Source organism: Streptomyces sp. AgN23, assembly GCF_001598115.1.
Classification (GTDB): domain Bacteria; phylum Actinomycetota; class Actinomycetes; order Streptomycetales; family Streptomycetaceae; genus Streptomyces; species Streptomyces antimycoticus.
In genome coordinates, this window is the sequence record NZ_CP007153.1 from 7,016,565 (window position 1) to 7,041,464 (window position 24,900).

A 24,900-nucleotide genomic window follows, 5' to 3' on the forward strand; every position below is an offset into this window, starting at 1 on the left:
CTATGACCACCACTGTTGAGCCAACCGCTGTGGCCTCCGGCCGCGTCGCGCGGGTCATCGGCCCGGTCGTCGACGTGGAGTTCCCCGTCGACGCGATGCCGGAGATCTACAACGCGCTGCAGGTCGAGGTCGCCGACCCCTCCCAGGAGGGGGCGAAGAAGACCCTGACCCTCGAGGTCGCCCAGCACCTCGGCGAGGGCCTGGTCCGCGCCATCTCCATGGAGCCCACCGACGGCCTGGTCCGCCAGGCCGCGGTGACCGACACCGGCGACGGCATCACGGTGCCGGTCGGCGATGTCACCAAGGGCCGGGTGTTCAACACCCTCGGCAAGATCCTCAACGAGCCCGAGGCCGAGTCCGAGGTCACCGAGCGCTGGTCCATCCACCGCAAGGCCCCGGCCTTCGACCAGCTCGAGTCCAAGACCGAGATGTTCGAGACCGGCCTGAAGGTCGTCGACCTGCTGACCCCGTACGTCAAGGGCGGCAAGATCGGTCTGTTCGGCGGCGCGGGCGTCGGCAAGACCGTGCTCATCCAGGAAATGATCATGCGTGTGGCCAAGCTGCACGAGGGCGTTTCCGTGTTCGCCGGTGTCGGCGAGCGCACCCGTGAGGGCAACGACCTGATCGAGGAGATGGCCGAGTCCGGCGTGCTCCCGCAGACCGCGCTGGTCTTCGGCCAGATGGATGAGCCCCCGGGCACCCGTCTGCGCGTCGCCCTGGCCGGTCTGACCATGGCGGAGTACTTCCGCGATGTGCAGAAGCAGGACGTGCTGTTCTTCATCGACAACATCTTCCGCTTCACCCAGGCCGGTTCCGAGGTCTCGACCCTGCTCGGCCGGATGCCCTCCGCGGTGGGCTACCAGCCGAACCTGGCCGACGAGATGGGCATCCTGCAGGAGCGCATCACCTCGACCCGTGGTCACTCGATCACCTCGATGCAGGCGATCTACGTCCCCGCGGACGACCTGACCGACCCGGCCCCGGCGACCACCTTCGCGCACCTCGACGCGACCACGGTGCTCTCCCGGCCGATCTCGGAGAAGGGCATCTACCCGGCGGTGGACCCGCTGGACTCGACGTCCCGGATCCTGGACCCGCGCTACATCTCGCAGGAGCACTACGACTGCGCCTCGCGCGTGAAGTCGATCCTGCAGAAGTACAAGGACCTCCAGGACATCATCAACATCCTGGGCATCGACGAGCTCGGCGAGGAGGACAAGCTCACCGTCTTCCGCGCCCGCCGGATCGAGCGCTTCCTGTCGCAGAACACCCACGCGGCGAAGCAGTTCACCGGCCTCGACGGATCGGATGTGCCGCTGGACGAGTCCATCGCCGCGTTCAACGCGATCGCCGATGGTGAGTTCGACCACTTCCCCGAGCAGGCGTTCTTCATGTGCGGTGGCCTGGACGACCTCAAGGCCAAGGCCAAGGAGCTGGGCGTCTCCTGAGCCCGGTAGCTCCGCGAGAGGGGTGGGCCCGGTCCCACCCCTCTCCGTACGCCCGTTATTCTTTGACGAAAGCCCTGCCCGACCCGGCGGGGAGAGACCCGAGGAGCCACGTTGGCTGCTGAGCTGCAGGTCGAGATGGTCGCGGCGGACCGTAGTGTGTGGTCCGGTGCGGCCACCTTGGTCATCGCGCGCACCACATCGGGTGACATCGGCGTCATGCCCGGCCACCAGCCGCTGCTCGGTGTGCTGGAGTCCGGCCCGGTGACCATCCGTTCGGTCGACGGCGGGACGGTCGTGGCCGCGGTGCACGGTGGGTTCATCTCGTTCGCGGACGACAAGCTCTCACTGCTGGCCGAGGTCGCGGAGCTGTCCGACGAGATCGATGTCAAGCGCGCGGAGCGGGCGCTGGAGCGTGCCAAGTCGGAGGCGGACGCCGCCGCCGAGCGGCGCGCCGACGTCCGGCTGCGTGCGGTGGCGGGAGCGCACTGAGCCTGTCACGTACGGTCGGAAAACCTCAGCCGCGGACCTCGCTGGAGCCCTTTCAGCGGTCCGCGGCTGAGGCGATGCAGGTGCGGTTTTTCCGGATGACGCGAGGAGGTCGGTGAAGATGGTCCTCGCTCTGCTTGTAGGCGGCGTGGTCGTCGCGCTGGTGGTGGTGGGACTCTTCGTCTTCGGTCTCCGGCGGCGGCTGATCCAGCGGTCCGGCGGAACCTTCGACTGTTCCCTGCGCTGGGACCCACCCGCAAGCGAATCCGAGACCAGCGGCAAGGGCTGGGTGTACGGTGTCGCCCGCTACAACGGTGACCGCGTCGAGTGGTTCCGGGTCTTCTCCTACGCACCGAGGCCCCGGCGGGTGCTGGAGCGCGCCTCGATCGAGGTGCTGGAGCGGCGCACCCCCAAGGGCGAGGAGGAGCTGGCGCTGCTCTCCGACGCGGTGGTGCTCGCCTGCCGGCACGGCGGCACCCGGCTGGAGCTGGCCATGAGCGAGGACGCCCTGACCGGCTTCCTGGCCTGGCTGGAGGCCGCGCCCCCCGGCCAGCGCGTCAACGTCGCCTAGCCACCTCATCACCCTCGGCACCCTCGGCACCCACGGCACCCAGGTCATCCCGCGCGCTAGCGCACGCCCAGTTCCTGGGCCAGCACCGCGGCCTGGACCCGGCTGCGCAGCTCCAGCTTGTTCAGCAGCCGGCTGACATGCGTCTTCACCGTCGCCTCCGCCATGCTGAGCCGCGCCGCGACCTGCGCGTTCGACAGGCCCTGACCGAGACAGGCCAGCACCTCCCGCTCCCGCGGGGTGAGCGAGGCGAGCGCCGCGGGACTGGGCGTGGTGGGGGAGGGGGCGGCCTGGGGCCGGGCGAACTCCGCGATCAGGCGGCGGGTCACCGCCGTGGCGATCATCCCCTCGCCGCGCCCCACCGTACGGACCGCCTCGATCAGATCGGCCGCCTCGCTGTCCTTGAGCAGGAACCCGGAGGCGCCCGCGCGCAGCGCCCCGAAGACATACTCGTCGAGGTCGAACGTGGTGAGCACCAGCACATCGGCGAGCTGTTCGGCGACCACCTGACGGGTCGCCGACACTCCGTCCAGCCGTGGCATCTGGACGTCCATCAGCACCACATCGGGGCGCAGCGCCCGGGCCATCTCCACCGCCTGGAGGCCGTCGACCGCCTCGCCGACCACCTCGACATCGGGGGCGGACCGCAGGATCAGCACCAGCCCGGAACGCACCGCGCTCTGGTCCTCGGCGACCAGAACCCGGATCGGCTCGGACGCGGTGCCGGAGGGCGGGGCGGGCGGGGTCACGGTGGCTCCTGGTCGTCGAAGGGTCATGGCACACTCTGAGCGCTCTCGTCACCCCGGGGCAGCGCGGCCCGCACCTGCCACACCATGCCCCGGGGCCCGGTGACAGGTCCGGCGTCGAGGGTGCCGCCGAGCAGGTTCACCCGCTCGCGCATCCCGATCAGCCCGGTGCCGGAGCCGGGTGCCCGGGGGCCCGAGCGGTCGCCGTAGGGGCTGATGACGCTGACTTCGAGCGGGCCGTCCGCGCGATGCGCCAGCGTCACGTCCACCCGGCCGGGTGCGGCGTGCTTGAGGGCGTTGGTGAGCGACTCCTGGACGATGCGGTACGCGGCGAGCTCGACCGGGGCGGGCAGCGGGTCGGCGCCGGCCGGCCGCTCGTCGCACAGGACGATGTCCTGCCCGCCGGGGCGGGCGTTGGCGCGGGCCTGGTCCAGCAGGGTGTCGAGCGCGTCGAGCGTGGAGATGGCGACCGGTTCCGCCGTGTCCCCCGGGTCCCGCAGCAGCCCGATCAGCCGACGCATCTCGGCCAGGCCCCGCACGCTGTTCTCCCTGATGACGCCGAGCGCCTCGTCGGTCGCGGCGGGGTCCTTCAGGGAGAGCGCGGCGCTGGAGTGGATGGCGATGGCCGACAGGTGGTTCGCCACCATGTCGTGGAGTTCGCGCGCCATCCGGGAGCGCTCGGAGGCGACCGCCTCCCGCCGGTCCAACTCGGCCAGCAGGGCGACGCGTTCCGCCTCCAGACGGGCCGCCGCGGCCTCCTCGCGATGGTTGCGGACCACCGTCCCGGTCCACGCCGGGGTGAGGGTGAGCAGCGCGACGAACGGGCCGACCAGCAGCGCCACCGGGTCGCCGAAGATGGCCAGCGGCACCACGGTCGCCAGCCCCGTGAGCAGCCCGCAGATCTGGGGGATGCGCCGGGCGGCAAGGGGGCCGGAGTACATGACGGCCGCGTACACCAGGTCGGTGTAGATCAGGAAGGTCACGGCCAGCCCGCCACTGAGGATGTCGACGCCGAGCGCGGCGGTCCCCACACCCAGACCGATGAGGGGCCTGGAGCGCCGCAGCAGCACGGCCGCCGAGATCACGGCCAGCGCGATCAGCCCCAGCCATCGGGGCGTGTGGAAGAACGATTGGTTGTTGTGCACCCCCACCGCCCACATCAGGGCCCCGCCGAGCAGTCCGCAGAGGCCGATCAGGACGTCATGCCGGTGGGGGCGCGGGAGGTGGGGACGGGACGGCATGGCACCCATCACACCACGTGGCGCGCCGGGTGGACCTCCCCCTTGGGTCCGGGGCCGCCGCCCGGTGGCGTACATCGAAGGATGCAGCCGGGTTTCATCGCCGACGACGACGCGGGCGCCCCGATCGTCGGGAGAGGGTTGGGGCCAAGGGCAGAGCGAGAGAGGAAACATCGTGGTTGTCGCGTTGATCATCGCCTGTGAGGTCGGCTTCTGGGTGCTGCTGGCCATCGGGCTCCTGCTGCGGTACGTGGCGAAGATGCCGAAGGCCAGCACCGCGGTGCTGCTGTGCGAGCCGCTGCTGGAGCTGGTGCTGTTCGTGACGACCGTGATCGACCTGCGGAACGGCGCCGAACCGGACTGGAAGCACGGCCTCGCCGCGGTCTACATCGGATACTCGGCCGCGCTCGGCCATTCGACGATCACATGGGTCGACGCCCGGGTGGCCCACCGCTTCTTCGGCGGCCCGCCGCCGGTCAAGCCGGCCAAGTACGGCGCGGCGAAGACGCTTCACGAGTGGAAGACGGCCGGCCGCTGGGTGCTGGCGGCGGTCATCGCCATCGCCCTGCTCCAGGGCGCGATCTGGTACGTCGGCGACGACGGCGAGATCGGCTCGCTGCGCGACTGGCAGATCAAGATGCTGTTCCTGATCGGCATCAACGTGGCCATCGCGCTCAGCTACACACTCTTTCCCAAGCGGGAGCGCTCGGCTTCCTCTGCCCGCTAACCCCCGTAGCGGGCAGGCCACCGAGCCCCGCCCCCGCCCCGTTGGCCCCGGCCGCGCATCCGCGTAGCGCCGGGGCCGACGGGACCGGGGGTTTTCAGCGGTTCTCGCCCGGGACCCACAGGATGTCGCCGACCTCCTTGTTGGCCGCGCGGGCCAGGATGAACAGCAGGTCCGAGAGCCGGTTGAGATAGGTGGCGGTGAGCGCGTTCATCGACTCCCCGTGCTCGGCGAGCGCCGCCCAGGTGGAGCGCTCGGCGCGGCGCGCCACCGTGCATGCCTGGTGCAGCAGCGCGGCCCCGGGGGTGCCACCCGGGAGGATGAAGCTGCGCAGCTTCTCCAGCCCCTCCAGGAAGCCGTCGCAGTCCGCCTCCAGCTTGTCGATGTAGCCCTGCTCCACGCGGAGTGCGGGGTGCTCCGGGTTCTCCACCACGGGGGTGCACAGATCCGCGCCCACGTCGAACAGGTCGTTCTGGACGCGGACCAGCACCTTGACGATCTCGGCGGGCAACTGGCCCAGCGCGATGGCCACCCCGATCGCGGCGTTCGCCTCGTTCGCGTCGGCGTACGCGGCGATCCGCGCATCGGTCTTGGCGGTGCGGCTCATATCGCCGAGGGCGGTGGTGCCCGTGTCCCCGGTACGCGTATAGATGCGGGTGAGATTGACCATGGGTCCGAGCCTACGCGGCGGCCCAGAGGGCGCGCGGATAGGTGGGGTGGAGGAAGGAGCGGGGCGAGGGGCAAGCATGGCAAGGCGGAGGAGGGAGGCGACGCGGAGCGTCGTCGACCGACGACAACGCCGCCAGGCGCCGCCCATCGCCCCGCGACGCCGCCCCACCTATCCGCGCGCCCTCTTAAGCCCCGGCCTGCCGGAAGAGCCGTGCCCCGAGGGTGACGGCCACCACCGCGAGCGCGGAGGCGACCAGCGAGGCCAGCGCGATCTTCCCGTCCCCGTACTCGCCGGCGAAGGCGGCCCGCACCCCGTCCACGAGATAGCGGAACGGCACGAAGTGCGAGGCGATGTCGAGCCAGCGGGGCCCGAGCGACATCGGCAGCAGAATCCCGGACAGCAGCATCGCGGGCATGGTGATGGAGTTGATGACCGGCGCGAACCCCTGCGGGGACGCCACCCGCATCGCCAGCGCGTAGGAGAGCGAGGCGAGCGAGACGGTCAGCACGCCGACGAAGACGAAGCCGATCGCCACACCCAGCACCGGGGCGCGCAGCCCCAGCACCACGGCGACGCACACCAGCAGCAGGGACTGCACCAGCAGCAGGGCGACGTCCTTGAGCACCCGGCCCATGAGCAGCGCCAGCCGGCTGACCGGGGTGACCCGCATCCGTTCGATGACGCCCGTGCGCCGTTCGAGGATCAGCCCGATCCCGGCGAACGAGGCGCTGAACAGGCCGAGTTGGACGAGGATTCCGGGGACGATGGTCTGCCAGGAGCTGGCCCGGCCGCCCAGCGGCAGATCGGTGAGCAGCGGGCCGAAGAACACGAGGAAGAGCAGCGGCTGGACCATCCCGAAGATCAGGGCGGGCTTGGAGCGCAGCGTCTGGCGGGCGTAGCGGCCGAATATCAGGGCCGTGTCGGAGACGACTTGGGGCATGGGGCCTTCCTTGGGGGGCTTCGAGTGGGGCTTGGGGCGCTCTGGGTGACCGCGCGTCAGACGGCGAGCGGGGCGGCGCTCTGCGGGGCGGTGCCGCGCCCGGTGATGGCGATGAAGGCGTCCTGGAGGGTGGCGTCCGGCGAGCCGCCGTGCTCGGCCTTGAGCCGCTCCGCCGTCCCCTCGGCGGCCACCAGGCCCTGGTCGACGATGACCAGACGGTCGGCCAGCGCTTCCGCCTCGTCCAGGTAGTGGGTGGTCAGGAAGACCGTCATGCCGTGCTCGGAGCGCAGCCTGCGGATCAGCTCCCACAGATCGGCGCGGCTGCCGGGGTCGAGGCCGGTGGTCGGCTCGTCCAGGAAGAGGATCTCGGGCCGGTGGACCAGGCCGAGGGCGATGTCCAGCCGCCGCCGCTGCCCGCCGGAGAGCGCCGCACAGGGGCGGTCCAGCAGGTCGCCGAGGCCCAGGTCCCGGGCCAGCTCCCCGGCGCGGGCGGTCGCCTCGGCCCTGGCCATCCGGTAGAGCCGCCCCTGGGTGACCAGCTCCTCCCGTACGGAGACGGTCGGATCGACCCCGCTGGACTGCGCCACGTAGCCGATCCGCCGGCGCACCCCCGCCGGATCGCGGGCGAGGTCGCGCCCGGCGACGGTGGCGCTGCCGCCCGTGGGCGGCAGCAGCGTGGTGAGCATGCGCAGCGTGGTGGTCTTGCCCGCCCCGTTGGGCCCGAGGAAGCCGAGGATCTCCCCGCGCTCGACGGTCAGGTCGATACCGCGCACGGCGGTCACGGGGCCGCGCTTGGTCCGGAAGGTGTGGGTGAGGCCGTTCGTCGTGATGACTGCCATGCGGTTCAGAAAAACAGAGACTCACTAATTTTGCAACGACCCCAAAAATCAAGCAGCACCAGCGAAGCTAGGATGGGGCCATGACGGAAGGACTCAGGGAGCGGAAGAAGCGGCAGACCAAGCAGCACATCTCGGACGTCGCGACCGGGCTGTTCATGGAGCGCGGCTTTGACGCGGTCACGATCGCGGAGATCGCCGAGGCGGCCGAGGTCTCCGTCAACACGGTCTACAACTACTTCCCGGCCAAGGAGGACCTCTTCGTCGACCGCGAGGAGGAGGTCGTCGACCGCCCCTCCCGGCTCGTCCGCGAGCGCGCGGCCGGACGGTCGGCGGCGCAGGCGCTGATGGACCGGTTGCGCCAGGACATCCGCGAACGGCACCCCTACGTCGGGCTGACCGAGGGCTATGAGCGGTTCCGTCAGGTCATCGTGGAGTCCCCGACGCTGATGGCCAGACTCTTCGCCATCCAGGGCCAGACGGTCCACCGGCTCGGTGCCACCCTGCGCGAGGAGGCCGCCGCCGACCCGCGGGACCCGACGCCCGAGTTCATCGCGCACCAGCTCATCGGGTTGCAGAACGCCGTTCTGCGCTCCATCATCCGCGGGCTCGCGGAGGGCGGTGGCGTGGACGAGGTCGCCGAGGACGCCCTGCGCAATGTCGGTGTCATGGAATCGCTTCTCAGCGACACGGTGCTCAACTATGCGGTGAAGAACACACCGTGACGCGCGTTACGAGGGGCTGCCCGCAGGGGTGAACGGACGTTAAGGTCCGGCACATCGGACTGTTGACCATCAGATGGAACAGAGGGGTGTGTGTCGTGGCCAAGAAGCTCGCGGTCATCGGAGCCGGACTCATGGGGTCCGGCATCGCGCAGGTCTCGGCCCAGGCCGGCTGGGACGTGGTGCTGCGCGATGTGACCGATGAGGCGCTGCGCCGCGGCACCGACGGCATCAGGGCCTCGTACGAGAAGTTCGTCTCCAAGGGCAAGCTGGCGGCGGAGGAGGCCGAGCGGGCGCTGGGCCGGATCACCACCACGACCGACCTCGAGGCCGCCGCCGACGCGGATGTCGTGGTGGAGGCGGTCTTCGAGAAGGTCGAGGTCAAGCGGGAGATCTTCGGTACCCTCGACGAACTGGTCAAGGACGACACGATCCTGGCCTCGAACACCTCCGCCATCCCGATCACCAAGATCGCAGCGGCCACCCGGAACCCGGAGCGGGTCGTCGGCACCCACTTCTTCTCGCCCGTCCCGATGATGCAGCTGTGCGAGCTGGTCCGCGGTCACAAGACGAGTGACGAAACCCTGGCCGCCGCACGGGAGTTCGCGGAGGGCGTCGGCAAGACCTGTATCGTCGTCAACCGCGATGTCGCGGGCTTTGTCACCACCCGGCTGATCTCGGCACTCGTCGTGGAAGCGGCGAAGCTGTACGAGTCGGGGGTCGCCACGGCCGAGGACATCGACACGGCCTGCAAGCTGGGCTTCGGCCATGCGATGGGCCCCCTCGCGACGGCCGACCTGACCGGCGTGGACATTCTGCTGCACGCCACCGACAACATCTACGCCGAGTCGCAGGACGAGAAGTTCGCACCGCCGGAGATCATGCGCCGGATGGTCGACGCGGGGGACATCGGCCGTAAGAGCGGCGAGGGCTTCTACCGCTACTGAGGGCCCTGTTGCGGCGCCAGGCCCGGAACTCACCCTCCTGGGTGAATTCGGTATCGGTTCGCTTACAGACGGCAACTTCCGCGTGTGAGAGGCAGTCAGTTCTGTAGACAGAAATGGCGCATTGACGACACGACGCACCGTATAGGGGAGCGCATATGCACATCAGGGGCGACCACGCCGAGCTGGTCGTCGGGGGCCGACTGGACGTCCGGAGCGCGGCGGACGCCCGTACGGCCCTGCACACCGCCGTCGACGCCGGCGGCGGGGATCTCGTTCTCAACCTGACCGAACTGGACTCCTGGGACGCCACCGGGCTCGGGGTGATCATGGGCGCGCACCGCCGCGCGGGCCGGGTGGGCAGACGGCTGGTGCTGCGCGGGGTGCCGCCCCAGATGCAGCGGCTGCTGGTGGCCACCCGGCTGCATCGCATCCTGGCGATCGAAGGCGGGCTGGAGGCGGAGTCACTGCCGCGAGTGTGAGCCGTGCGGGCCGGATATCCGGGGGTGGTGGGTTACCCGGGGTGGCGTGGGCCCCCTCCCGCGCGGTGGATACTGTGAGCAGGTCCAGGCCGTGTGATACGGCCCGGGGTTCGGTGGATGCCGGACACATTCCCTACGGCGGCACCGGACCAGAAGCGAAGGCAGGCCGGGGAGCCTTACAGCACGCCACGCATCTGGGGGGCAAGGACCATGGACCCGAAGAACCGCGGATCGCAGGAGCACGGCCGGGACGAGTCCGGGCCGGGTGCGGCGTCCGGTGCGCCGCATGCCGCGGACACTCCCGGCGCCGGCTCGCCGTCGCGCCCGCCCGCGCCGGCGGGGCTGCCGGGGGATCTACCGACGCCTCCGCCGGGCAGCCCGGTGCCCGCCTCCTCCGTCTCCTCCGCCTCCTCCGTCTCTTCTGATCCTTCTGGGCCTCCCGCCCGCACCGCGCGCATCGTCACCGGTGACTACCTGCTCACCGTCAACCCCGTCGACGGCAGCGAGATAGAACCCTGCCCGCCCGGAGAGCGACCCGCCCGGCCCGAGCGCCACGACCCCGACGAGCGGGCCGAGCTGCGCCACGCCGCCGCCGCGCCGCGTCCCTCCGGCACCGTCCTGCCCGACCTGCCGATGCTGGAGCGCGACGAGGAGCGGGAGCGGCTCGCCCGGCTGCTCGCCCGCGGCCGCTCGGTGCGGGTCACCGGGCCCTCCGGCTCGGGCCGCAGTACCCTGCTGGAGGCCGTCGCCGCCGACTGCGAGCGGCTCGCGCCCGACGGTGTCGTACGCCTCTCCGGCTACCACCGCACCCCCGCCGACCTCCTCCACGACCTCTACGCCGCCGTCTTCAGCGCCCCGCTGTACCGGCCCGAGCGCGCGGAGCTGCTGGCGGCGGTCCAGGGGGTCGGCGCGGTCGTCGTCCTCGACGACATCGAATTCGGCGGCGCCGCGCTGGACGAGTTCCTCGACGCGACCCCCGAATGCGCGTTCCTGATCTCCGCCACCCCCGATGTCCCGGCGCCCTCCGCCGAATCCCACCTCGAAGAAATCTTCCTCTCCGGGCTCAGCCGTACGGCCGGTCTCGACCTGCTGGCGCGGGCCGCGCGACGGCCCCTGGAGGAGGACGAGGCGAGCTGGGCGGCGGACCTGTGGTTCGAGTCCGAGGGGCTGCCGCTGCGCTTCGTCCAGGCGGGCGCGCTGCTGCGACAGCGCGACGCCCTGCGCGACGACCCCTCCGCCAGCGAGACCGACGGGGGCCCTGACGTCCCGCTGCCCTCGATCGCCGAGGCGGCGTCCCCCGCCGCGCTGCTCGCCGGACGGCTGAGCGAGGCGGCCCACGACGCCCTGCGGTTCGCGGTCGCGCTCGGCGGCGAATGCCCGCACCAGGTGCATCTGCGCGCGCTGTCCGCGGACACCCACGCGGACGCGGCCCTCGGCGAACTGCTCGGCTGCGGCCTCGTCACCGCGGCCGGGGCGCACCACCGGCTGGCGGCGCGCGTCACCGCCCAGCTCGCGGAGGAGGGCTACGCCGACGCGGACGCCGGGCGCGCCCACGCCGTCGCCGGGCACTATGCCTGGTGGGCCGGGCACCCCTCGGTGGCCCCCGAGCGCGTCGCCGCCGAGGCCGACGCGATCCTCGCGGCGATGACCGCGCTCATCGGCAGCCGCGAGGCGGGCCACGCGGACGCCGCCGTGCTCCTTGCCCGCGCCGCCGCGCCCGCCTTCGCCGCGGCGTTGCACTGGGGCGCCTGGGAGCGCGCGCTGCGGCACGGCCAGGAGGCCGCGCGGCTGGCGGGACAGGTCGCGGACGAGGCGTACTTCCACCATGAGCTGGGCGTCCTCGCGCTGTGCACGGGCCATCCGGACCGGGCCCGCGCCGAGCTGGAGGCGTCCATCGGGCTGCGGGGTGTCCTCGCGGACAAGCGGGGCACGGTCGCGGGCCGGCGCGCGCTGGCGCTGGTCGCCGACCGCTCGCCGGGATCGGCGATGGCCGGGGCGTTCGGGGCGGGCGGCGGAAGCCGTAAGGGCGAGGACGCGACGCCCCCGGCGGGGGGCGCCGCACCGGGCGACACCGAGACCACGATCGTCACCCCGAAGGCGGCCACGACGACGCCGATGGCCGTCACGGGTACCCCGGCCCCGACAAGGGCGGTGACGGCGGTGGTCCCGGCCGTCTCCCGGACCACGGTGGCCGCCTCCGCCACCCCCTCGCCCCTGGCCTCAGCTTCGGCCCCCGCCCCCGCCTCCGCCGGGCCCTCGGGCGACGAGCCGCGGGGTCTGCGCCGGCTGGCCATGCGGGGGGCCCGGCGCAATGTGGTCGCGGCGTCCGCGGGTGTGCTGCTGGTGGCCGTGCTCGGCACCGTCGTGACCCTGGGCGCCACCTCGGGCGACGACTCCGACAGCCCCTCCGGCAAGGTCAAGCCGGACCGGTCGGCCTCTCAGCAGGACGACGACAAGGGCCTGACCGCCGACGAGCCCACCCGCGGCACCGGCCAGGGCCCCCAGCCCGGCCTCAGCGGGACACCCAAGGCGTCCACCTCCCCGACCGCGCCGAGCAGCAGTGGCTCGCCCAGCGGCACCACGGCGTCCAGCGACCCGTCGTCCACCAGCGGCTCGCCCTCCGACACCGAGGAGCCGCCCTCGCCGCCGTCGTCGGACCCCACGACCGGCGGTCCGCGGCCGACGACCAAGCCGCCGACGAGCAAGCCGCCGACGCCGACCGGCGAGCCCACCAAGCCGACGCCCACGACCTCCGCCCCGACGCAGACCCCCACCGGCGACACCTCCACGACGGCGAGCGCCCCCACGACCCACACGGCGCCGGGCACCGCCTCTCCGGTCGCGTAGCCCGGGAGCGCCGCACAGGGGCGCCGTGGGCACGGGCCATGGGCGCCGGATCACGCCAGACGGCGCCCCGCCCCCGTGGCGTGATCTCGTCGCCCCATGGCGCCCCTACGGCAGAAGGACGCCGGGGCCCGATGGCCCCGGCGCCCCCGTGTCGGCCCGGCGTCAGCCGCGTGTCAGAACAGGCGGAGCTTGTCGTCCTCGATGCCCCGGAGCGCGTCGTAGTCCAGCACCACACAGCCGATGCTCCGGTCCGTGGCGAGGACGCGGGCCTGGGGCTTGATCTCCTGGGCGGCGAAGATGCCCTTCACCGGGGCGAGACGCGGGTCCCGGTTGAGGAGTTCGAGATAGCGGGTGAGCTGCTCGACACCGTCGATCTCACCACGGCGTTTGATCTCCACGGCGACCGTCGTCCCGTCCGCGTCGCGGCAGAGGATGTCCACGGGACCAATAGCAGTGGGGTATTCACGCCGAATAAGCGTCCAGCCATCGCCCAGTGTCTCGATCCGATCGGCGAGCAGCTCCTGCAGATGGGCCTCCACACCGTCCTTGATCAGGCCGGGGTCGACGCCGAGCTCATGCGAGGAGTCATGGAGGACCTCCTCCATGGTGATGATGAGCTTCTCGCCCGCTTTGTTCACGACCGTCCACACATCGTCGTCGCCTTCCTTCAGCGTGCACGGCGGAGACATCCAGTTGAGGGGTTTGTAGGCCCTGTCGTCCGCGTGAATGGACACACTGCCGTCGGCCTTGACGAGGATCAGGCGGGGTGCCGAGGGGAGGTGGGCGGTGAGGCGGCCGGCGTAGTCCACGGAGCACCGGGCGATGACGAGACGCATGGTCGGCAACGCTACTCGACCACCGCCGCCCGACGCGATTCGTCCGGCGATGGACCCCTTCGGGGATGGCTGGTTGTGTGCCCATTCTCCTGGTGCGGGCGGAGTGGCCGAATTACCGTTGAAGCGGGCGGTCGTCGGACGGGTACGCTGCGTCGCCGTCCGCCCTTCCCATCCCTGAGACCCCGCTCGCGGGGTCGCGAGAGGAGAACCCATGTCGCTCGACGTCTCACCGGCGCTGCTCGAACAGGCCGAGCGAGGCGAGGTCGACGAAGCAGCCTTCGTCGACTGCGTCCGGAACTCCCTACCCTACGCATGGGAGATGATCAGCTCGCTGGTGGCCCAGCTGAAGGTGGACGGCGGAGAGTTCGCCGACAACCAGACGCCGCCGCCCGATGAGCAGGCACGCGGTCAACTGCTTCGCGCACTCGCCAGTGACGCGATACGCGGCGCGCTGCAGCGCCACTTCGGGGTGCGGCTGGCCTTCCAGAACTGTCACCGGGTGGCCGTCTTCCCGATGGACGCATCCGCCGACGAACGCCTCGCCCGCTTCACCTCGGTCCGGGGGCAGCTGCTCAACCAGTCACCCACACTCCGCGACTGCTGATGGAATGTCCGCTGCCGCTCCATCAGGGGGAGGTGTATCAGCGCAGGAGCGGCAGCACCTCACCTCCGAGCCGTCGGACGTTCTCCTCCGTGGCGACCAGGTCGCCCGACCCCTCGACCAGCAGCGCGAACCGGCGGATCCCGGTGCGCTCCGCGGTCGCCGCCAGCCGGTCGGCGCACAGCCGTGGCGATCCCACCGGATGCAGCTCGCACAGCAGCTCCGCATAGGCGACCGGGTCGCGCATCCGGCGCTCCCGGCCGTCGACCGTCACATGCGCCTCAAGACCCTGCCGCAACCACCCGGGCATCGCCTTGGTGAGGATCTCGGCCGCCGCGGAGCGGTCGTCCGCGATCTGCACCACCCCGGCCGAGACATGGCGCGCCGCCACCGCCTCGACGTCCTCCGGTGAACGGCCCGCCTCCAGCGCGGACTTCCGCCACAGGCCGACCACCTCGGCCTTCTCCTCGTCCCCGCAGTGCATGCCGAGCAGCATGGGCAGCCCGCGCTCGGCGGCCAGCCGCACGCTGGCGGGCGAGGTGGAGGCGACGACCACCGGCGGGGCGTCCACGGCCGACCCGGCGAGGGCGTCGTCGGAGCGCGGCACCACCGCGACCTCGCGGAAGGCGAACCGCTCACCGTCCGCGCCCACTCGTGGCTCGCGCAGCCAGCGCAGCAGCAGATCGAGTGATTCGGGGAACCCCCGCTCGTACGCCCGCAGCCCCGAGCCGAAGACCTCGAGGTCCACCCAGGGCCCGCCACGGCCGACCCCGAGCGTGAACCGGCCACCGGAGAGGAGATGGAGCAGTGCCGCCTGCTCACCCAGCGCGACGGGATGCACGGTCGGCAGTACGCTCACCGCCGTACCGACGCCGATCCGGCGGGTACGTCCCAGCAGGAGCGCGGCGAGGGTGACCGCGGACGGGCAGACGCCGTACGGAACGAAGTGGTGCTCGGCGACCCAGACCGCGTCCAGCCCCGCCTCCTCGGAGAGCTCGGCCGACCGCACCGCCCGGTGCAGCGCCTCCTCCTGTCCCTGGCCTGGGAATTGAGCGGCCAGGATGAAAGCCCCCACATCCATCGTGATCCCTGCCTCCTAGTCGCGGCTGGTGTGCCGGCGCGGGCATCCCCCTTGTAGGCATTAACGCCTGACACGTGCCAAGGGCACGGCCGGGCATGAATTTTTCATGATGATCAGAGGGTTGGTGTGGACGACGACTTTCCAGGACGGTGACCGTAGCGCGTACGCTGGTCACAGCCCGTTAGTCACAGTTCTGTCGAGGTGCCCCGTGTCTCCACGCCGAAACCGCCCCCGAGGCGGCGAGAAGCCCGTCGGCCACGAGAGTGCGAATCGCTACGGGCTCGATCGCATGGAGACCTGGCAGGGCGAGGAGTGGGTGGTCCGGCAGGTCGGCGGCGGGGCTGCCGCCAAGCACTACCGTTGCCCGGGCTGTGACCAGGAGATTCCGCCAGGGGTTGCGCATGTGGTCGCCTGGCAGCAGCACATGGGCGCGGACGACCGGCGCCACTGGCACAAGGCGTGCTGGAGCGCACGGGACCGCCGGAGCGCCAAGCTCCAGCGGTCCCGTAACGCACCGCGATACTGACTCGGGCCTTGGTCTCGGGCCCTGCCCCTGGGGCCCTGCCCCTCGGGCCCTGACTCTGGGGCCCTGACCCCTGCGGGGGGCTACGGAGCGTTACACATCGCGCTTCTCCAGCAGCGCATACGCGGCGATCATCGCCGCCGCCGTGACCACGGCCAGCGCCGAGAGCTGGGGCCAGCCGCTGTTCAGGCCCTCGTCGATGCGGAAGAGGGAGGCCAGCGACTGGGGCGAGGAGTACTCCAGCATCTTCCTTCCCAGGTCGCGCAGGCTGTCCGACATCATCAGGAACGCGGGGAGGATGGCCGGCAGCAGCACCACACCGAGCATCGTGGTGATCGCGCCCGCGGAGTGCCGCAGGATGGCTCCGACGGCCAGCGACAGCAGCCCCAGCAGCGACACATAGAGCCCCGCGCCCACCGTCGCGCCCAGGATCTGGTCGCTCGTCGGCTCCGTGACCTCCGGCCCGCTGTGCATCCCCATGCTCGCGTAGGCCACCAGCGCGAGCGAGACGGTCGTGGTGGTGAACGAGAGCGCGAAGAAGACCAGCGCCTTGGCGGTGAGCACCCGTGAGCGCTGCGGGGAGGCGGTGAGGGTGGTCCGGATCATCCCGGTGCCGTACTCGGAGGTGATCACGAGCACCCCGAGGGTGACGATGCACAACTGGCCGAGCAGCGTGCCGAAGAACCCGGGGAGGGTGGTGGGGAGGGTGCGGTAGTCGGCGTCGTTCGTGGTCGCCGACACCAGGAGTCCGATGCCGAGCACCAGAGCGGCCATGATGCCGAGCGTCCAGATCGTGGAGCGCACCGACTTGATCTTGGTCCACTCGGAGGCGAGGGCGTTGCCGAGGTGGGTGCGCCGGACCGGGATCGGCGAGGTGTACGGGCCCATACCGGCGTACGGCTGCGACGGGGGCCCGGACGGCACGGGCTGCTGGTACGCCTGGGGCGCGGGGTGGTGCGGGGCTGCTTGGTGCGGGGCCGCTTGGTGCGGGGCCTGCGGCGGCATCTGCGGGGCTGCCTGCGGGGCGGTCTGGGGAGGACCCTGCGGAGGGCCCTGGGGGCCCTGCGGGGGGACGGGCGCCTGGGACTGGTGCTGGTACGGGGTCGTCATCGGGCGTCGTCCTCGTTGTCGCTCTTGGTCAGATCGGCGGGGGCGGGGGGCGCCGCGGGCGGCTGAGCCGGGGGAGCGGGGGGAGCGGGCGGAGTCGGGGGCGGCGTCGCGGGGGCGGCCGGGGCGGAGGTGGCCGGAACGGCAGGGGCTCCGGGCATGGCCATGCCCGGAGCGTGCGGCTGCGGCTGCGGCTGCGGCGGGGCCGGCGGTTCGGCGTACCCCGGCAGTACGGTCCCCGGCGGAAAGCCCATCGGCGCTCCCGGCGTTCCCGGCGTTCCCGGCGTTCCCGGAGCGCCCGACGCATAGCCGTACGGCGCTCCCTGCGGCACCGCGCCGGGCATCTGCTGCTGCAGGGCGGCGCGCTCGTCGACGGTCGAGCGGTAGTCCACCGCGCCCTGCGTCATCCGCATGTACGCCTCTTCCAGCGACGCCTGGTGCGGGGAGAGCTCCCACAGCCGGACGTCCGCCCCATGCGCCAGATCGCTGATGCGCGGCAGCGGCAGCCCGGTCACCCGCAGCGCGCCGTCCTGCTCGGGGAGCACCTGGCCGCCCGCCTCGCTCAGCGCGGCGGTCAGCTTTTCGCGCTGCCCCGGGTCGCCCTCGGGGGTACGGACGCGTGCGAAGTCCGCCGAGTTGTAGGAGATGAAGTCCTTGACGTTCATGTCGGCGAGCAGCTGACCGCGCCCGATCACGATCAGATGGTCGGCGGTGAGCGCCATCTCGCTCATCAGATGGCTGGAGACGAAGACGGTGCGGCCCTCGGAGGCCAGCTGCTTCATGAAGTTGCGGACCCAGAGGATGCCTTCGGGGTCCAGGCCGTTGACCGGCTCGTCGAAGAGCAGCACCTGCGGGTCGCCGAGGAGGGCGGCCGCGATGCCCAGACGCTGCCCCATGCCGAGCGAGAACCCCTTGGAGCGCTTGCGCGCCACGTTCTGCAGACCCACCACGCCCAGCACTTCGTCGACCCGGCGGGCCGGGATCCCGGACAGCTGGGCCAGGCAGAGCAGATGGTGACGTGCGCTGCGGCCGCCGTGCACCGCCTTGGCGTCCAGGAGCGCGCCGACCTGGCGGGGTGCGTTGGGCAGCTTGCGGAACGGGTAGCCGCCGACCGTGACATGGCCTGCGGTGGGCTCGTCGAGGCCCAGGATCATCCGCATCGTGGTGGACTTGCCCGACCCGTTGGGCCCCAGGAATCCGGTGACGGAGCCGGGCCGTACCTGGAAGGACAGGTTGTACACGGCCGTCTTGACGCCGTAGCGCTTCGTCAGACCGACTGCCTCGATCATTCTCCGCCCCTCATGAGCATGGGTCGGGCGTGCTCGCCCCCGGTGAGGGTTAGGAGGATAGCCGGGGTGTTGACGGTTCCCGCTATTCGGGAGATGTGAGCGCACCGTAACTCTTGGGGCCTGCGGAGGCTTCGGGGTCTGTGGTGCTTGTGGGATCTGTGGTGCTTGTGGGTTTTGCGGGGTCTCTGGGGTCGCCGGGGGCGCCGTGATCGTCCTCCGGGCAGCGGAGGAGGTCGGGCTGCGGCAGCGCCCAGCCCTCCTCCTCGAAGATCCGGGTGCCGGACTTCCGTACGGCGGGGTCGGCGCCCGCGCGGGCGACCCAAGTGCCGGGGTCGGGGCCGAGGAGTTCGCGCAGCCGCGGCGAACCGGCGAGCAGGCGGGTGAGCAGGGCGCTCTGGTCGCCGCCGCCGGGGAGAGGACGTTCGGTGCCGTCCGGGGACATCAGCACTCCGCGCTCGCCGACGTAGAGATACGCGCCGCCGAGGCGCTCGCCGGACGGCATCACCATCGGGTACTCCGTGCCGGACAGCAGGACGCGCCGGTAGTTGGGGTACTCGGTCGCGTCCACGGCCGCCAGCTGCTCGGCGTCCAGCCAGCTGATGACCAGGGGGGTACGGGCTCCCGGCGCCGTGTACGGGGCGGAGGCCACGTAGCCGTACCGGGCGATATGGGCCGAGCAGCCGACCGCGATGCCGTGCACGTCGACCGGGACCATGGGGACGGTGGCCGGGTGGCCGGGGCGGGACAGCTTGTGGTGCAGCTGGGCGGGGGAGGCGTTGGAGCCGACCGCGATGAGGGGGTGGCGGGTGGCGGTTGGGGGGTGGCCGAGGGTGGTGAGGATGGCGTCGAGGGGCTCCTTCGGGCCGTCCTCCGGCCCGTCCGTCGGGCCGTCCTTCGGGCCTTCGCCGGGGCTTGTGTCCACTGTCCAGGTGCCCAGGCGGCCGCCCGGTGTGGTGGGGGTGAGCTCCCACAGCTCGCCTGCGGTGAGGAGGGTGGGGCGGGTGATGGGGCGGCCGGGGTAGGTGAGGGGGTTTTTGGCGGGGATGTCGGTGAAGCCGAGGGTGGGGAGGGTGCGGTCGGTCACGGAGGGGTGTCTCCCCCACCCCGCCCCTTCCCGAAACCGGGCCCCGGCCCGGCCCCGGCCGGGGCTCCGCCCCGGGACCCCGCTCCTCAATCGCCGGAGGGGCTGGGTGGCCGGGCTTCGCCCTGGGCCTGTGCGGGGGCTCCGCCCCCGGACCCCCGCTCCTCAATCGCCGGAGGGGCTGGACATTCCCACGCCCCGGTGCGGCCGGGGCGATGTGTGGGGTCGGGCTCGGTGCGGCCCGAACTCAGGTTGTCTGGCCCGGACATGCGCGTGCCCCGCGCCGCTCGTGGCGGCGCGGGGCATCGTACGCTCCGTTGGGACCTAGGGTCACCGGGACTGCTGGGCCGGGACGCCGCGGGTGGTCGCCTCGTCCTCGCCCGGGGCACCGGCCGCGGCCACGGCGGCGCCGGTCAGCGTGGCCAGCATCTCGCGGACGTTGGTCAGCTGGGCGTTGATGCTGTCGCGGCGGTTGGTGAGAGCCGCCAGCTCGCGCTCGGATTCGCTGCGGATCCGGTCGGCCTTGGCGTTGGCGTCGGCGACGATGTCCTCGGCCTGGCGCTGCGCGGTCTCCACCGTCTGGCGGGCGCGGCGCTCGGCGTCGGTGCGCAGCTTCTCGGCCTCGAGGCGCAGCTGCTCGGCGCGGTGCTCGATCTCCGCGAGCCGCTTCTCGGCCTTGGCCTGACGCGAGGCCAGGTCGCGCTCGGACTGCTCGCGGCGCTTGGCGAGGTTGGTCTCGAAGTCGGCGGCGGCCTGCGCGGCCTTGGCACGGGTCTCCTCGAAGAGGGAGTCCGCCTCCTCGCGCTTGGACTGCGCGTCCTTCTGCGCCTCCTGACGCAGCGTGGTCGCCTCGCCCTTCGCCTTCTCGACGATCCGCGCGCCCTCGTCCTCGGCCTTCGCCTTGCGCTCGGCGGCGAACGACTCGGCGTCGTTGCGGACCTGCTGGGCGGCCGACTCGGCCAGCTCACGGTGCTGTTCGGCGGCGCGCCGAGCCTCCTCGCGCAGATCCTTCGCCTCTTCCTCGGCGAGACGAAGGATCTTCTCGACCCGGGCGCCGAGCCCCGCGTAGGACGGCTCCGAATCGTTGATCTGGGCCTGAGCGTTCTGCGTCTCGAGGTGCAGCTCCTCGATGCGCTTTTCCAGAGAGGTGATACGGGCCAGTGCACTGTCACGGTCGGCGACGAGCTTGGAAATGCGGTCGTCCACCTGACCGCGGTCGTACCCACGCCGCACGAGCTCGAAGCCGAAGGGGGAGGAAGTGTCGCTCATGGGGTTCCTGTCGAAAGAGACCGGTGAGGTGATAGAGGGAATCCTAGGGGGCCGAGCGGCGTGTCATCGAGTCAACGTCTGTTTGATCTGCAGAATGTCCAGCCTTTTGAGTGGCTGTAAGACGGAGACCTCGTCACTCGTCGGGATGATACGGACATGCCGTGATGGACGCAGACTGACGCGAGAGTTACGCGACATTGACGCGGACGGGCACAGCCGACCCTAGTCCCCCGCATACGGTTACCCCTCCGACCGCTTTCCACTCCTCGTCGCACCCGCGCCCGCCGCTGTCTTGACTCCGTTGTTCTCCTTGCCGCCCGCGCCACCCGACGCGGGGGTCTCGAAGGATTCCAACGCCTCTAGCACGTCCTGGACACGGGAGATCTCCGCGTTGATGTCCTCGCGGCGTCGCTTGAGCAACTCCAGTTCGCGCTTGCCCTCGTCCACGATCTGCTGTGCCTCGTCCGTGGCCTGGTTACGGAGCCGCTCCGCCTCCCGCTCGGCCTCGGTCTTCTTCTGCTCGGCCTCCTTGAGCAGACCCTCGGCCTTCTTCACCGCCGCGATCCGCACCCGGCTCGCTTCGCTCTCCGCCTCCGCGACCAGCGACTTGGCCTTCTCCTCCGCCTTCATGAGCTGCGCGGTGGCGGCCGCGACCAGCTTGTCGACCCGCTCGCCGGTGGACTTCATCTGCTCCGCGGACTCCCGGCGGGCCCGCTCGTGCAGCTCCTCGACCTCGGCCTCGGTACGGGTGCGCAGCTCCTCGGCGCGCTCCCGGATGGCCGTGGCGTCGCCCCGGGCCTCGCCGAGCATGGTGTCGGAGTCCGTACGGGCCTTCTCCACCATGGCGTTGGCCTCGGCCGTGGACTCGGCGACCAGCCGGTCGGCCTCCTGGCGGGCCACGCCCACCATGGTGTCCGCCTGCTCCTCGGCCGCGGTCGCCGTGCGCAGCGCGGCCTCCCGCGCCTCGGAGATGAGCCGCTCGGCCTCCGCCGAGGACTCGGCGACCAGCCGGTCGGCCTGCTCGGCGGCGTCGGAGCGCCGCTTGTTGGCGTCCTCGCGCGCCCTGTCGACCAGCCGGTCGGCCTCGGCCTGCGCCTCGCCCCGGATCCGCTCCGCCTCGGCCGCCGCCTCGGTCTGGATCCGCTCGGCCTCGGCGCGGGTGCGCGCCGCGTGCTGCTGCGCCGAACCCACGGTCTCCGCGGCCTCGCTGCGCAGCCGCTCCGCCTCGCCGCTGGCCTCCGCGTGCAGCCGCTCGGCCTCGCCGCGGGCCTCGGCGACCAGCCGGTCGGCCTGCTCGGCCGCCTCCGAGCGGATGTTGTTGGCGTCGCCGCGGGCCTGGGCCCGGGTGCGGGCCGCGTCCTGCTCCGCCGTCGCCCGTGCGTCGGACGCCTCCGTACGCAGCGCCTGCGCCCGCGTGGTGGCCTCCGAGACCAGCCGCTGCGCCTCCTCGGTCGCGCCGCCGACCAGCGTATCGGCCTGCTCGGCCGCCTCGGCACGGGACTTGTGGGCCGAACGGCGCGCCTCGTCGAGCGTTTCGTTGGCCTCCGCGCGCAGCCGCTCGGCCTCGTGGGTGGCCTCGGTGACCAGCCGGTCCGCCTGCTCGGCCGCCTCGGCGCGGCGCCTGCCGGCCTCCTCGCGGGCCTGCTCGGTCAGCCGCTCCGCCTCGGCGATCGCCTCGGCGACCGTGCGCTCCGCGAGCGACTTGGCGGCCTCGGACTCCTCCTGGGCCTCCTGCCGCACCCGCGTGGCGTCCTGCGAGGCGCGCTCCCGCTCCGCCTGGGCGTCCGCGCGGACCCGGTCGGCCTCGCCCTGCGCCTCGCCGCGCATCCGCTCCGCGGCGTGCTCCGCGGCCGTGCGCAGCGCCGTGATGTCCTGCTCGGCCTGCTCGTGCAGCCCCGCGACCGAGTCCCGCACCTGCTGCGCGGTCTGCTCGGCGGCGGCCACCAGGTCGGCCGAGCGCCGCTCGGCCTCCTCGACCAGCCGCTGCGCCTCGGTCTGCGCCTCGGAGACCCGGTTCCGGGCGGCGGCCAGCAGCTCCTCGCTCTGCTCCCGCGCCGCCGTCCGCTCCTCCTGCGCCTCCTCGCGGGCGTCGGCGAGCAGTTCCTCGGCCTCGCGGCGGCGGCGGGCCGCCTCCTCCTGGGCGGCGGCCAGGGCCTCCGCGGCCTCGGTGCCGATCCGCTCGGCGGCGCTCGCCGCCTCCGCCCGCACCCGGTCGGCCATCTCCTGGGCCTCCGAGCGCAGCCGCTCGGCCTCCGCGGCGGCCTCGCCGCGTAGCCGTACGGCCACCGACTCGCCCTCGGCGCGCGCGTTCGACGCGTCCGCTGCTGCCTCGTCGCGCAGCCGTACGGCCTCGTCCTCCGCCTGCTGGCGCAGCGCGTTCAGCCGTTCGGCGGACTCCGTGCGCTGCCGCTCGATCTCCTCGGCGGTCTCCTTGCGCAGCCGCTCCGCCTCGGTGCGGGCGTCCCGCAGCGCCTCGTCGGCGGAGGAGAGCCGCTGCTCGGCCTCCTGGTGCAGCCGGTTCAGCTCGCCCTCGGCCTCGGAACGGCGGTCCTCGGCGGCCCGCTCGGCCTCCTCGCGCAGCTCCTCGGCCGCGGTGGACGCCTCCGACTTGACCCGCTCGGCCTGCTCCTCGGCCGAGGTCACCAGCTCCTCGGCCTCGCCGCGGGCCCGCTTCAGCAGCTCATCGGCCTGCCGGCGCAGCGCGTTGGCCCGCTCGATGGCCTCGGTGCGCACCCGCTCGCTCTCGGCGGTGGCACCCGAGCGGGTCTCCTCCGCGTCGGCCTTCGCCTTGGTCAGCAGGTCCTCGGCGGTGCTGGCCGCCTCCTCGATCTGCTGGACCGCCTCCCGGCGCGCCTCGGTGCGGATCCGCTCGCCCTCGGCGACCGCCTCCGACCGGAGCTGCTCGGCCTCGCCGCGCAGCCGGCGGGCCTCCTCCTGCAGCTCGACGGTCTTGGCGCGGTACTCCTTGGTGTCGTCCTTCGCCGTGCCCTTGAGCTGCTCGGCCGTGTCGTGCGCCTCGGCCCGCAGCCGGTCCGCCTCTTCCTCGGCCTCGCTCCGGATCCGCTCGGCCTCGTCGCTGGCCGCCTTGGTGGTGGCCTGCGCCTGCTCCGAGGCGCGGGTCAGCACCTCCTCGGCGCTCCGGGCCGCCTTGGCGAGCTGGGCCGCCGAGTCCTCGGCCGCCCTGGCCCGGGCGTCGTCGCTCGCCTCGGCGACCATCCGCTCGGCCTCGGCGCGGGCGTCGTCCCGCAGCTGCTCGGCCTCGGCCCGCAGCCGCTCGGCCTCCTTGGTGGCCTCGCCGACCAGCCGGGCGACCTCCGCCTTGGCGGTACGGGTGCGCTGCTCGTTGTCCGACTCGGCGGCCGCGAGCCGCTTGGCCGCCGCGTCCTTGGCCTCGGTGACGACCTTCTCGGCCTCGCTGCGCGCCTCGCGCAGCGCCTGCTCGGCCTCCTGCATCCGCTGCTCGGCGGCGCGGGTCTGCTCGGCCGCGTGACGACGGGCCTGGTCCGCCTCGGTGGCGGTGGTGGTGCGCAGCTGCTCCGCGTGGTCGGTGGCCTCCTGGGCCTGGGTGCCCGCGTTGGTCAGCAGCCGCTCGGCGTCGTTACGGGCCCGGCGCAAAATCGCCTCGGCCTCGGCACGGCTGGCCTCCGCCTCGGAGCCCAGCCGCTGGCGGGCCTGTTCGGTCATGCGCTGCGCTTCGGCGCGCGCCTCGGCCAGGGCCTGCTCGGCCTCGGCCCGGGACTCGTCCATGAGCCGGCGGGCCTGCGCCTCGGTACGGGCCCGCAACTGCTCGGCCCAGGCCACGTTCTCGTTGACATGCGACTCGACGGTGGCGCGGCGCTCGGCCAGCTCCTGGTCCAGCCGCTGGCGCCGGGCCACGGCCTCGGCGTGCAGCTCGGCCTCCAGCCGGGCCTGCCGCTCGGCCTGCTCCTGGAGCAGCCGCTGGGTCTGCGCCCGGGTTTCGCGCAGCTCACGCTCGGCGTTGGCGCGCAGCTGGTCCGCCTGGAGCTGGGCGTCCCGCAGCAACTGCTCTGCCTGATAGCCGACGTTGGCGCTGTCGTAGGCGGGGCGGGCCGCCAGGTTACGGCGCGCCTCATGCAGCTTGGCGCGCAGCACCTCGACTTGGTAGCCGAGGTCGTCGGCGTGCTGGACGGCCTTCTCACGCTCGGTCTTCAGCCGCTCCATCTCGGCTTCGAACTTGGAGAGCTGATCGTCAGGCTCGTAGCGGTCGTAGCCCCGCACTGCGCGGTCCCATCCGTCCCCTGGTCGCGTTGGCGGCCTGCTCCGTCACCCTCGCGGTCCCCCGTGGTCCCTTGCGGTGCCCAGGGGTTCCTCGACGGTTCCCTTGCGGTATCGACCAGGCGAAGTGCGTGCCGGGTCGGACCGGAGCTGGCCCTTCCGAAGAAATGGTGTCAGATCATCGGCGAAGCCCGGGCCGGACCCCGATCCCTTTCCGATTCCGTAC

At 72.3% G+C, this 24,900-nt stretch carries 22 protein-coding genes; 10 read left to right on the plus strand and 12 right to left on the minus strand.

Translation table 11 applies throughout. The annotated features are described in order from the left end of the window. The first annotated feature begins 2 nt into the window (after positions 1–2). From atpD to AS97_RS30625, 3 genes are all read left to right on the plus strand, one after another. Positions 3–1,448 (plus strand): F0F1 ATP synthase subunit beta, encoded by a 1,446-nt coding sequence (gene atpD, locus AS97_RS30615; RefSeq protein WP_059147669.1) that lies wholly within the window; start codon positions 3–5, stop codon positions 1,446–1,448. A gap of 111 nt (positions 1,449–1,559) precedes the next feature. Next, on the plus strand, positions 1,560–1,937 hold the full coding sequence (locus tag AS97_RS30620; RefSeq protein ID WP_059147668.1) for a F0F1 ATP synthase subunit epsilon: 378 nt from the start codon (positions 1,560–1,562) through the stop codon (positions 1,935–1,937). A gap of 118 nt (positions 1,938–2,055) precedes the next feature. After that, positions 2,056–2,505, plus strand: a complete 450-nt coding sequence (locus AS97_RS30625; protein WP_059147806.1) for a DUF2550 domain-containing protein — start codon at positions 2,056–2,058, stop codon at positions 2,503–2,505. 56 nt (positions 2,506–2,561) lie between these two features. Here AS97_RS30625 and AS97_RS30630 read toward each other — a convergent pair whose 3' ends face one another. Continuing rightward, on the minus strand, positions 2,562–3,251 hold the full coding sequence (locus tag AS97_RS30630) for a response regulator transcription factor (protein WP_059147667.1): 690 nt from the start codon (positions 3,249–3,251) through the stop codon (positions 2,562–2,564). Positions 3,252–3,274: 23 nt separating this feature from the next. Next, complete coding sequence (locus AS97_RS30635; protein WP_059147805.1) at positions 3,275–4,489, minus strand: histidine kinase; 1,215 nt, start codon at positions 4,487–4,489, stop codon at positions 3,275–3,277. A gap of 172 nt (positions 4,490–4,661) precedes the next feature. Between AS97_RS30635 and AS97_RS30640 the strand changes: the two genes are divergently transcribed. Further along, on the plus strand, positions 4,662–5,213 hold the full coding sequence (locus AS97_RS30640) for a hypothetical protein (protein WP_125762140.1): 552 nt from the start codon (positions 4,662–4,664) through the stop codon (positions 5,211–5,213). A 94-nt stretch (positions 5,214–5,307) separates the two neighbouring features. On the opposite strand, the gene AS97_RS30645 is transcribed toward AS97_RS30640, so the two are convergent. The 3 genes from AS97_RS30645 to AS97_RS30655 all read right to left on the minus strand — a co-directional run bounded on the left by AS97_RS30645 (position 5,308) and on the right by AS97_RS30655 (position 7,659). Further along, positions 5,308–5,880, minus strand: coding sequence for a cob(I)yrinic acid a,c-diamide adenosyltransferase (locus tag AS97_RS30645; protein ID WP_059147665.1), 573 nt, complete (start codon positions 5,878–5,880; stop codon positions 5,308–5,310). A gap of 184 nt (positions 5,881–6,064) precedes the next feature. Next, positions 6,065–6,820: an ABC transporter permease gene (locus AS97_RS30650; RefSeq protein ID WP_210566013.1), complete on the minus strand. Its 756-nt coding sequence runs from the start codon at positions 6,818–6,820 to the stop codon at positions 6,065–6,067. 56 nt (positions 6,821–6,876) lie between these two features. Beyond that, the gene (locus AS97_RS30655; RefSeq protein WP_210566014.1) at positions 6,877–7,659 is read right to left on the minus strand and encodes an ATP-binding cassette domain-containing protein; all 783 of its coding nucleotides are present in this window, start codon (positions 7,657–7,659) and stop codon (positions 6,877–6,879) included. 80 nt (positions 7,660–7,739) lie between these two features. On the opposite strand from AS97_RS30655, the gene AS97_RS30660 reads away from it, so the two are divergent. The 4 genes from AS97_RS30660 (at position 7,740) to AS97_RS30675 (ending at position 12,651) form a co-directional block, all read left to right on the plus strand. Further along, the gene (locus AS97_RS30660; RefSeq protein ID WP_210566015.1) at positions 7,740–8,381 is read left to right on the plus strand and encodes a TetR/AcrR family transcriptional regulator; all 642 of its coding nucleotides are present in this window, start codon (positions 7,740–7,742) and stop codon (positions 8,379–8,381) included. Positions 8,382–8,476: 95 nt separating this feature from the next. After that, entirely contained in the window at positions 8,477–9,325 is an 849-nt protein-coding gene (locus AS97_RS30665; protein WP_210566016.1) for a 3-hydroxyacyl-CoA dehydrogenase family protein, read from the plus strand. 155 nt (positions 9,326–9,480) lie between these two features. Then, positions 9,481–9,804: an STAS domain-containing protein gene (locus AS97_RS30670; RefSeq protein ID WP_210566017.1), complete on the plus strand. Its 324-nt coding sequence runs from the start codon at positions 9,481–9,483 to the stop codon at positions 9,802–9,804. Positions 9,805–10,014: 210 nt separating this feature from the next. Continuing rightward, on the plus strand, positions 10,015–12,651 hold the full coding sequence (locus tag AS97_RS30675) for an ATP-binding protein (protein WP_210566018.1): 2,637 nt from the start codon (positions 10,015–10,017) through the stop codon (positions 12,649–12,651). A gap of 173 nt (positions 12,652–12,824) precedes the next feature. On the opposite strand, the gene nucS is transcribed toward AS97_RS30675, so the two are convergent. Then, positions 12,825–13,487: an endonuclease NucS gene (gene nucS, locus AS97_RS30680; protein ID WP_059147803.1), complete on the minus strand. Its 663-nt coding sequence runs from the start codon at positions 13,485–13,487 to the stop codon at positions 12,825–12,827. Between the two features lie 211 nt (positions 13,488–13,698). On the opposite strand from nucS, the gene AS97_RS30685 reads away from it, so the two are divergent. Continuing rightward, positions 13,699–14,091 (plus strand): SCO5389 family protein, encoded by a 393-nt coding sequence (locus tag AS97_RS30685; protein WP_059147660.1) that lies wholly within the window; start codon positions 13,699–13,701, stop codon positions 14,089–14,091. Positions 14,092–14,128: 37 nt separating this feature from the next. Here AS97_RS30685 and AS97_RS30690 read toward each other — a convergent pair whose 3' ends face one another. After that, positions 14,129–15,169 (minus strand): LLM class flavin-dependent oxidoreductase, encoded by a 1,041-nt coding sequence (locus AS97_RS30690; protein WP_210566019.1) that lies wholly within the window; start codon positions 15,167–15,169, stop codon positions 14,129–14,131. A gap of 208 nt (positions 15,170–15,377) precedes the next feature. On the opposite strand from AS97_RS30690, the gene AS97_RS30695 reads away from it, so the two are divergent. Further along, positions 15,378–15,695, plus strand: a complete 318-nt coding sequence (locus tag AS97_RS30695) for a hypothetical protein (RefSeq protein ID WP_059147802.1) — start codon at positions 15,378–15,380, stop codon at positions 15,693–15,695. A gap of 90 nt (positions 15,696–15,785) precedes the next feature. Here AS97_RS30695 and AS97_RS30700 read toward each other — a convergent pair whose 3' ends face one another. From AS97_RS30700 to scy, 5 genes are all read right to left on the minus strand, one after another. Continuing rightward, positions 15,786–16,802, minus strand: a complete 1,017-nt coding sequence (locus tag AS97_RS30700) for an ABC transporter permease (RefSeq protein WP_210566020.1) — start codon at positions 16,800–16,802, stop codon at positions 15,786–15,788. Next, the gene (locus tag AS97_RS30705) at positions 16,799–18,088 is read right to left on the minus strand and encodes an ATP-binding cassette domain-containing protein (protein ID WP_210566021.1); all 1,290 of its coding nucleotides are present in this window, start codon (positions 18,086–18,088) and stop codon (positions 16,799–16,801) included. Before AS97_RS30705 ends, AS97_RS30700 begins: the two co-directional genes overlap by 4 nt. Positions 18,089–18,170: 82 nt before the next feature. After that, entirely contained in the window at positions 18,171–19,172 is a 1,002-nt protein-coding gene (locus AS97_RS30710) for a hypothetical protein (protein WP_247204537.1), read from the minus strand. 327 nt (positions 19,173–19,499) lie between these two features. Then, the gene (locus AS97_RS30715) at positions 19,500–20,438 is read right to left on the minus strand and encodes a hypothetical protein (protein ID WP_059147655.1); all 939 of its coding nucleotides are present in this window, start codon (positions 20,436–20,438) and stop codon (positions 19,500–19,502) included. A gap of 240 nt (positions 20,439–20,678) precedes the next feature. Continuing rightward, positions 20,679–24,677: a polarized growth protein Scy gene (gene scy / locus AS97_RS30720; protein WP_125761367.1), complete on the minus strand. Its 3,999-nt coding sequence runs from the start codon at positions 24,675–24,677 to the stop codon at positions 20,679–20,681. Between the last annotated feature and the right edge of the window lie 223 nt (positions 24,678–24,900).

Bases quoted from the DNA above. Each gene is read 5' to 3' on its own strand.
- atpD (WP_059147669.1), top strand. From the start codon at position 3: ATGACCACCACTGTTGAGCCAACCGCTGTGGCCTCCGGCCGCGTCGCG.
- nucS (WP_059147803.1), bottom strand. From the start codon at position 13,487: ATGCGTCTCGTCATCGCCCGGTGCTCCGTGGACTACGCCGGCCGCCTC.
- AS97_RS30645 (WP_059147665.1), bottom strand. From the start codon at position 5,880: ATGGTCAATCTCACCCGCATCTATACGCGTACCGGGGACACGGGCACC.
- AS97_RS30705 (WP_210566021.1), bottom strand. From the start codon at position 18,088: ATGATCGAGGCAGTCGGTCTGACGAAGCGCTACGGCGTCAAGACGGCC.
- AS97_RS30655 (WP_210566014.1), bottom strand. From the start codon at position 7,659: ATGGCAGTCATCACGACGAACGGCCTCACCCACACCTTCCGGACCAAG.
- AS97_RS30715 (WP_059147655.1), bottom strand. From the start codon at position 20,438: ATGAGCGACACTTCCTCCCCCTTCGGCTTCGAGCTCGTGCGGCGTGGG.
- AS97_RS30660 (WP_210566015.1), top strand. From the start codon at position 7,740: ATGACGGAAGGACTCAGGGAGCGGAAGAAGCGGCAGACCAAGCAGCAC.
- AS97_RS30700 (WP_210566020.1), bottom strand. From the start codon at position 16,802: ATGACGACCCCGTACCAGCACCAGTCCCAGGCGCCCGTCCCCCCGCAG.
- AS97_RS30685 (WP_059147660.1), top strand. From the start codon at position 13,699: ATGTCGCTCGACGTCTCACCGGCGCTGCTCGAACAGGCCGAGCGAGGC.
- AS97_RS30650 (WP_210566013.1), bottom strand. From the start codon at position 6,820: ATGCCCCAAGTCGTCTCCGACACGGCCCTGATATTCGGCCGCTACGCC.
- AS97_RS30675 (WP_210566018.1), top strand. From the start codon at position 10,015: ATGGACCCGAAGAACCGCGGATCGCAGGAGCACGGCCGGGACGAGTCC.
- AS97_RS30670 (WP_210566017.1), top strand. From the start codon at position 9,481: ATGCACATCAGGGGCGACCACGCCGAGCTGGTCGTCGGGGGCCGACTG.
- AS97_RS30635 (WP_059147805.1), bottom strand. From the start codon at position 4,489: ATGCCGTCCCGTCCCCACCTCCCGCGCCCCCACCGGCATGACGTCCTG.
- AS97_RS30625 (WP_059147806.1), top strand. From the start codon at position 2,056: ATGGTCCTCGCTCTGCTTGTAGGCGGCGTGGTCGTCGCGCTGGTGGTG.
- AS97_RS30690 (WP_210566019.1), bottom strand. From the start codon at position 15,169: ATGGATGTGGGGGCTTTCATCCTGGCCGCTCAATTCCCAGGCCAGGGA.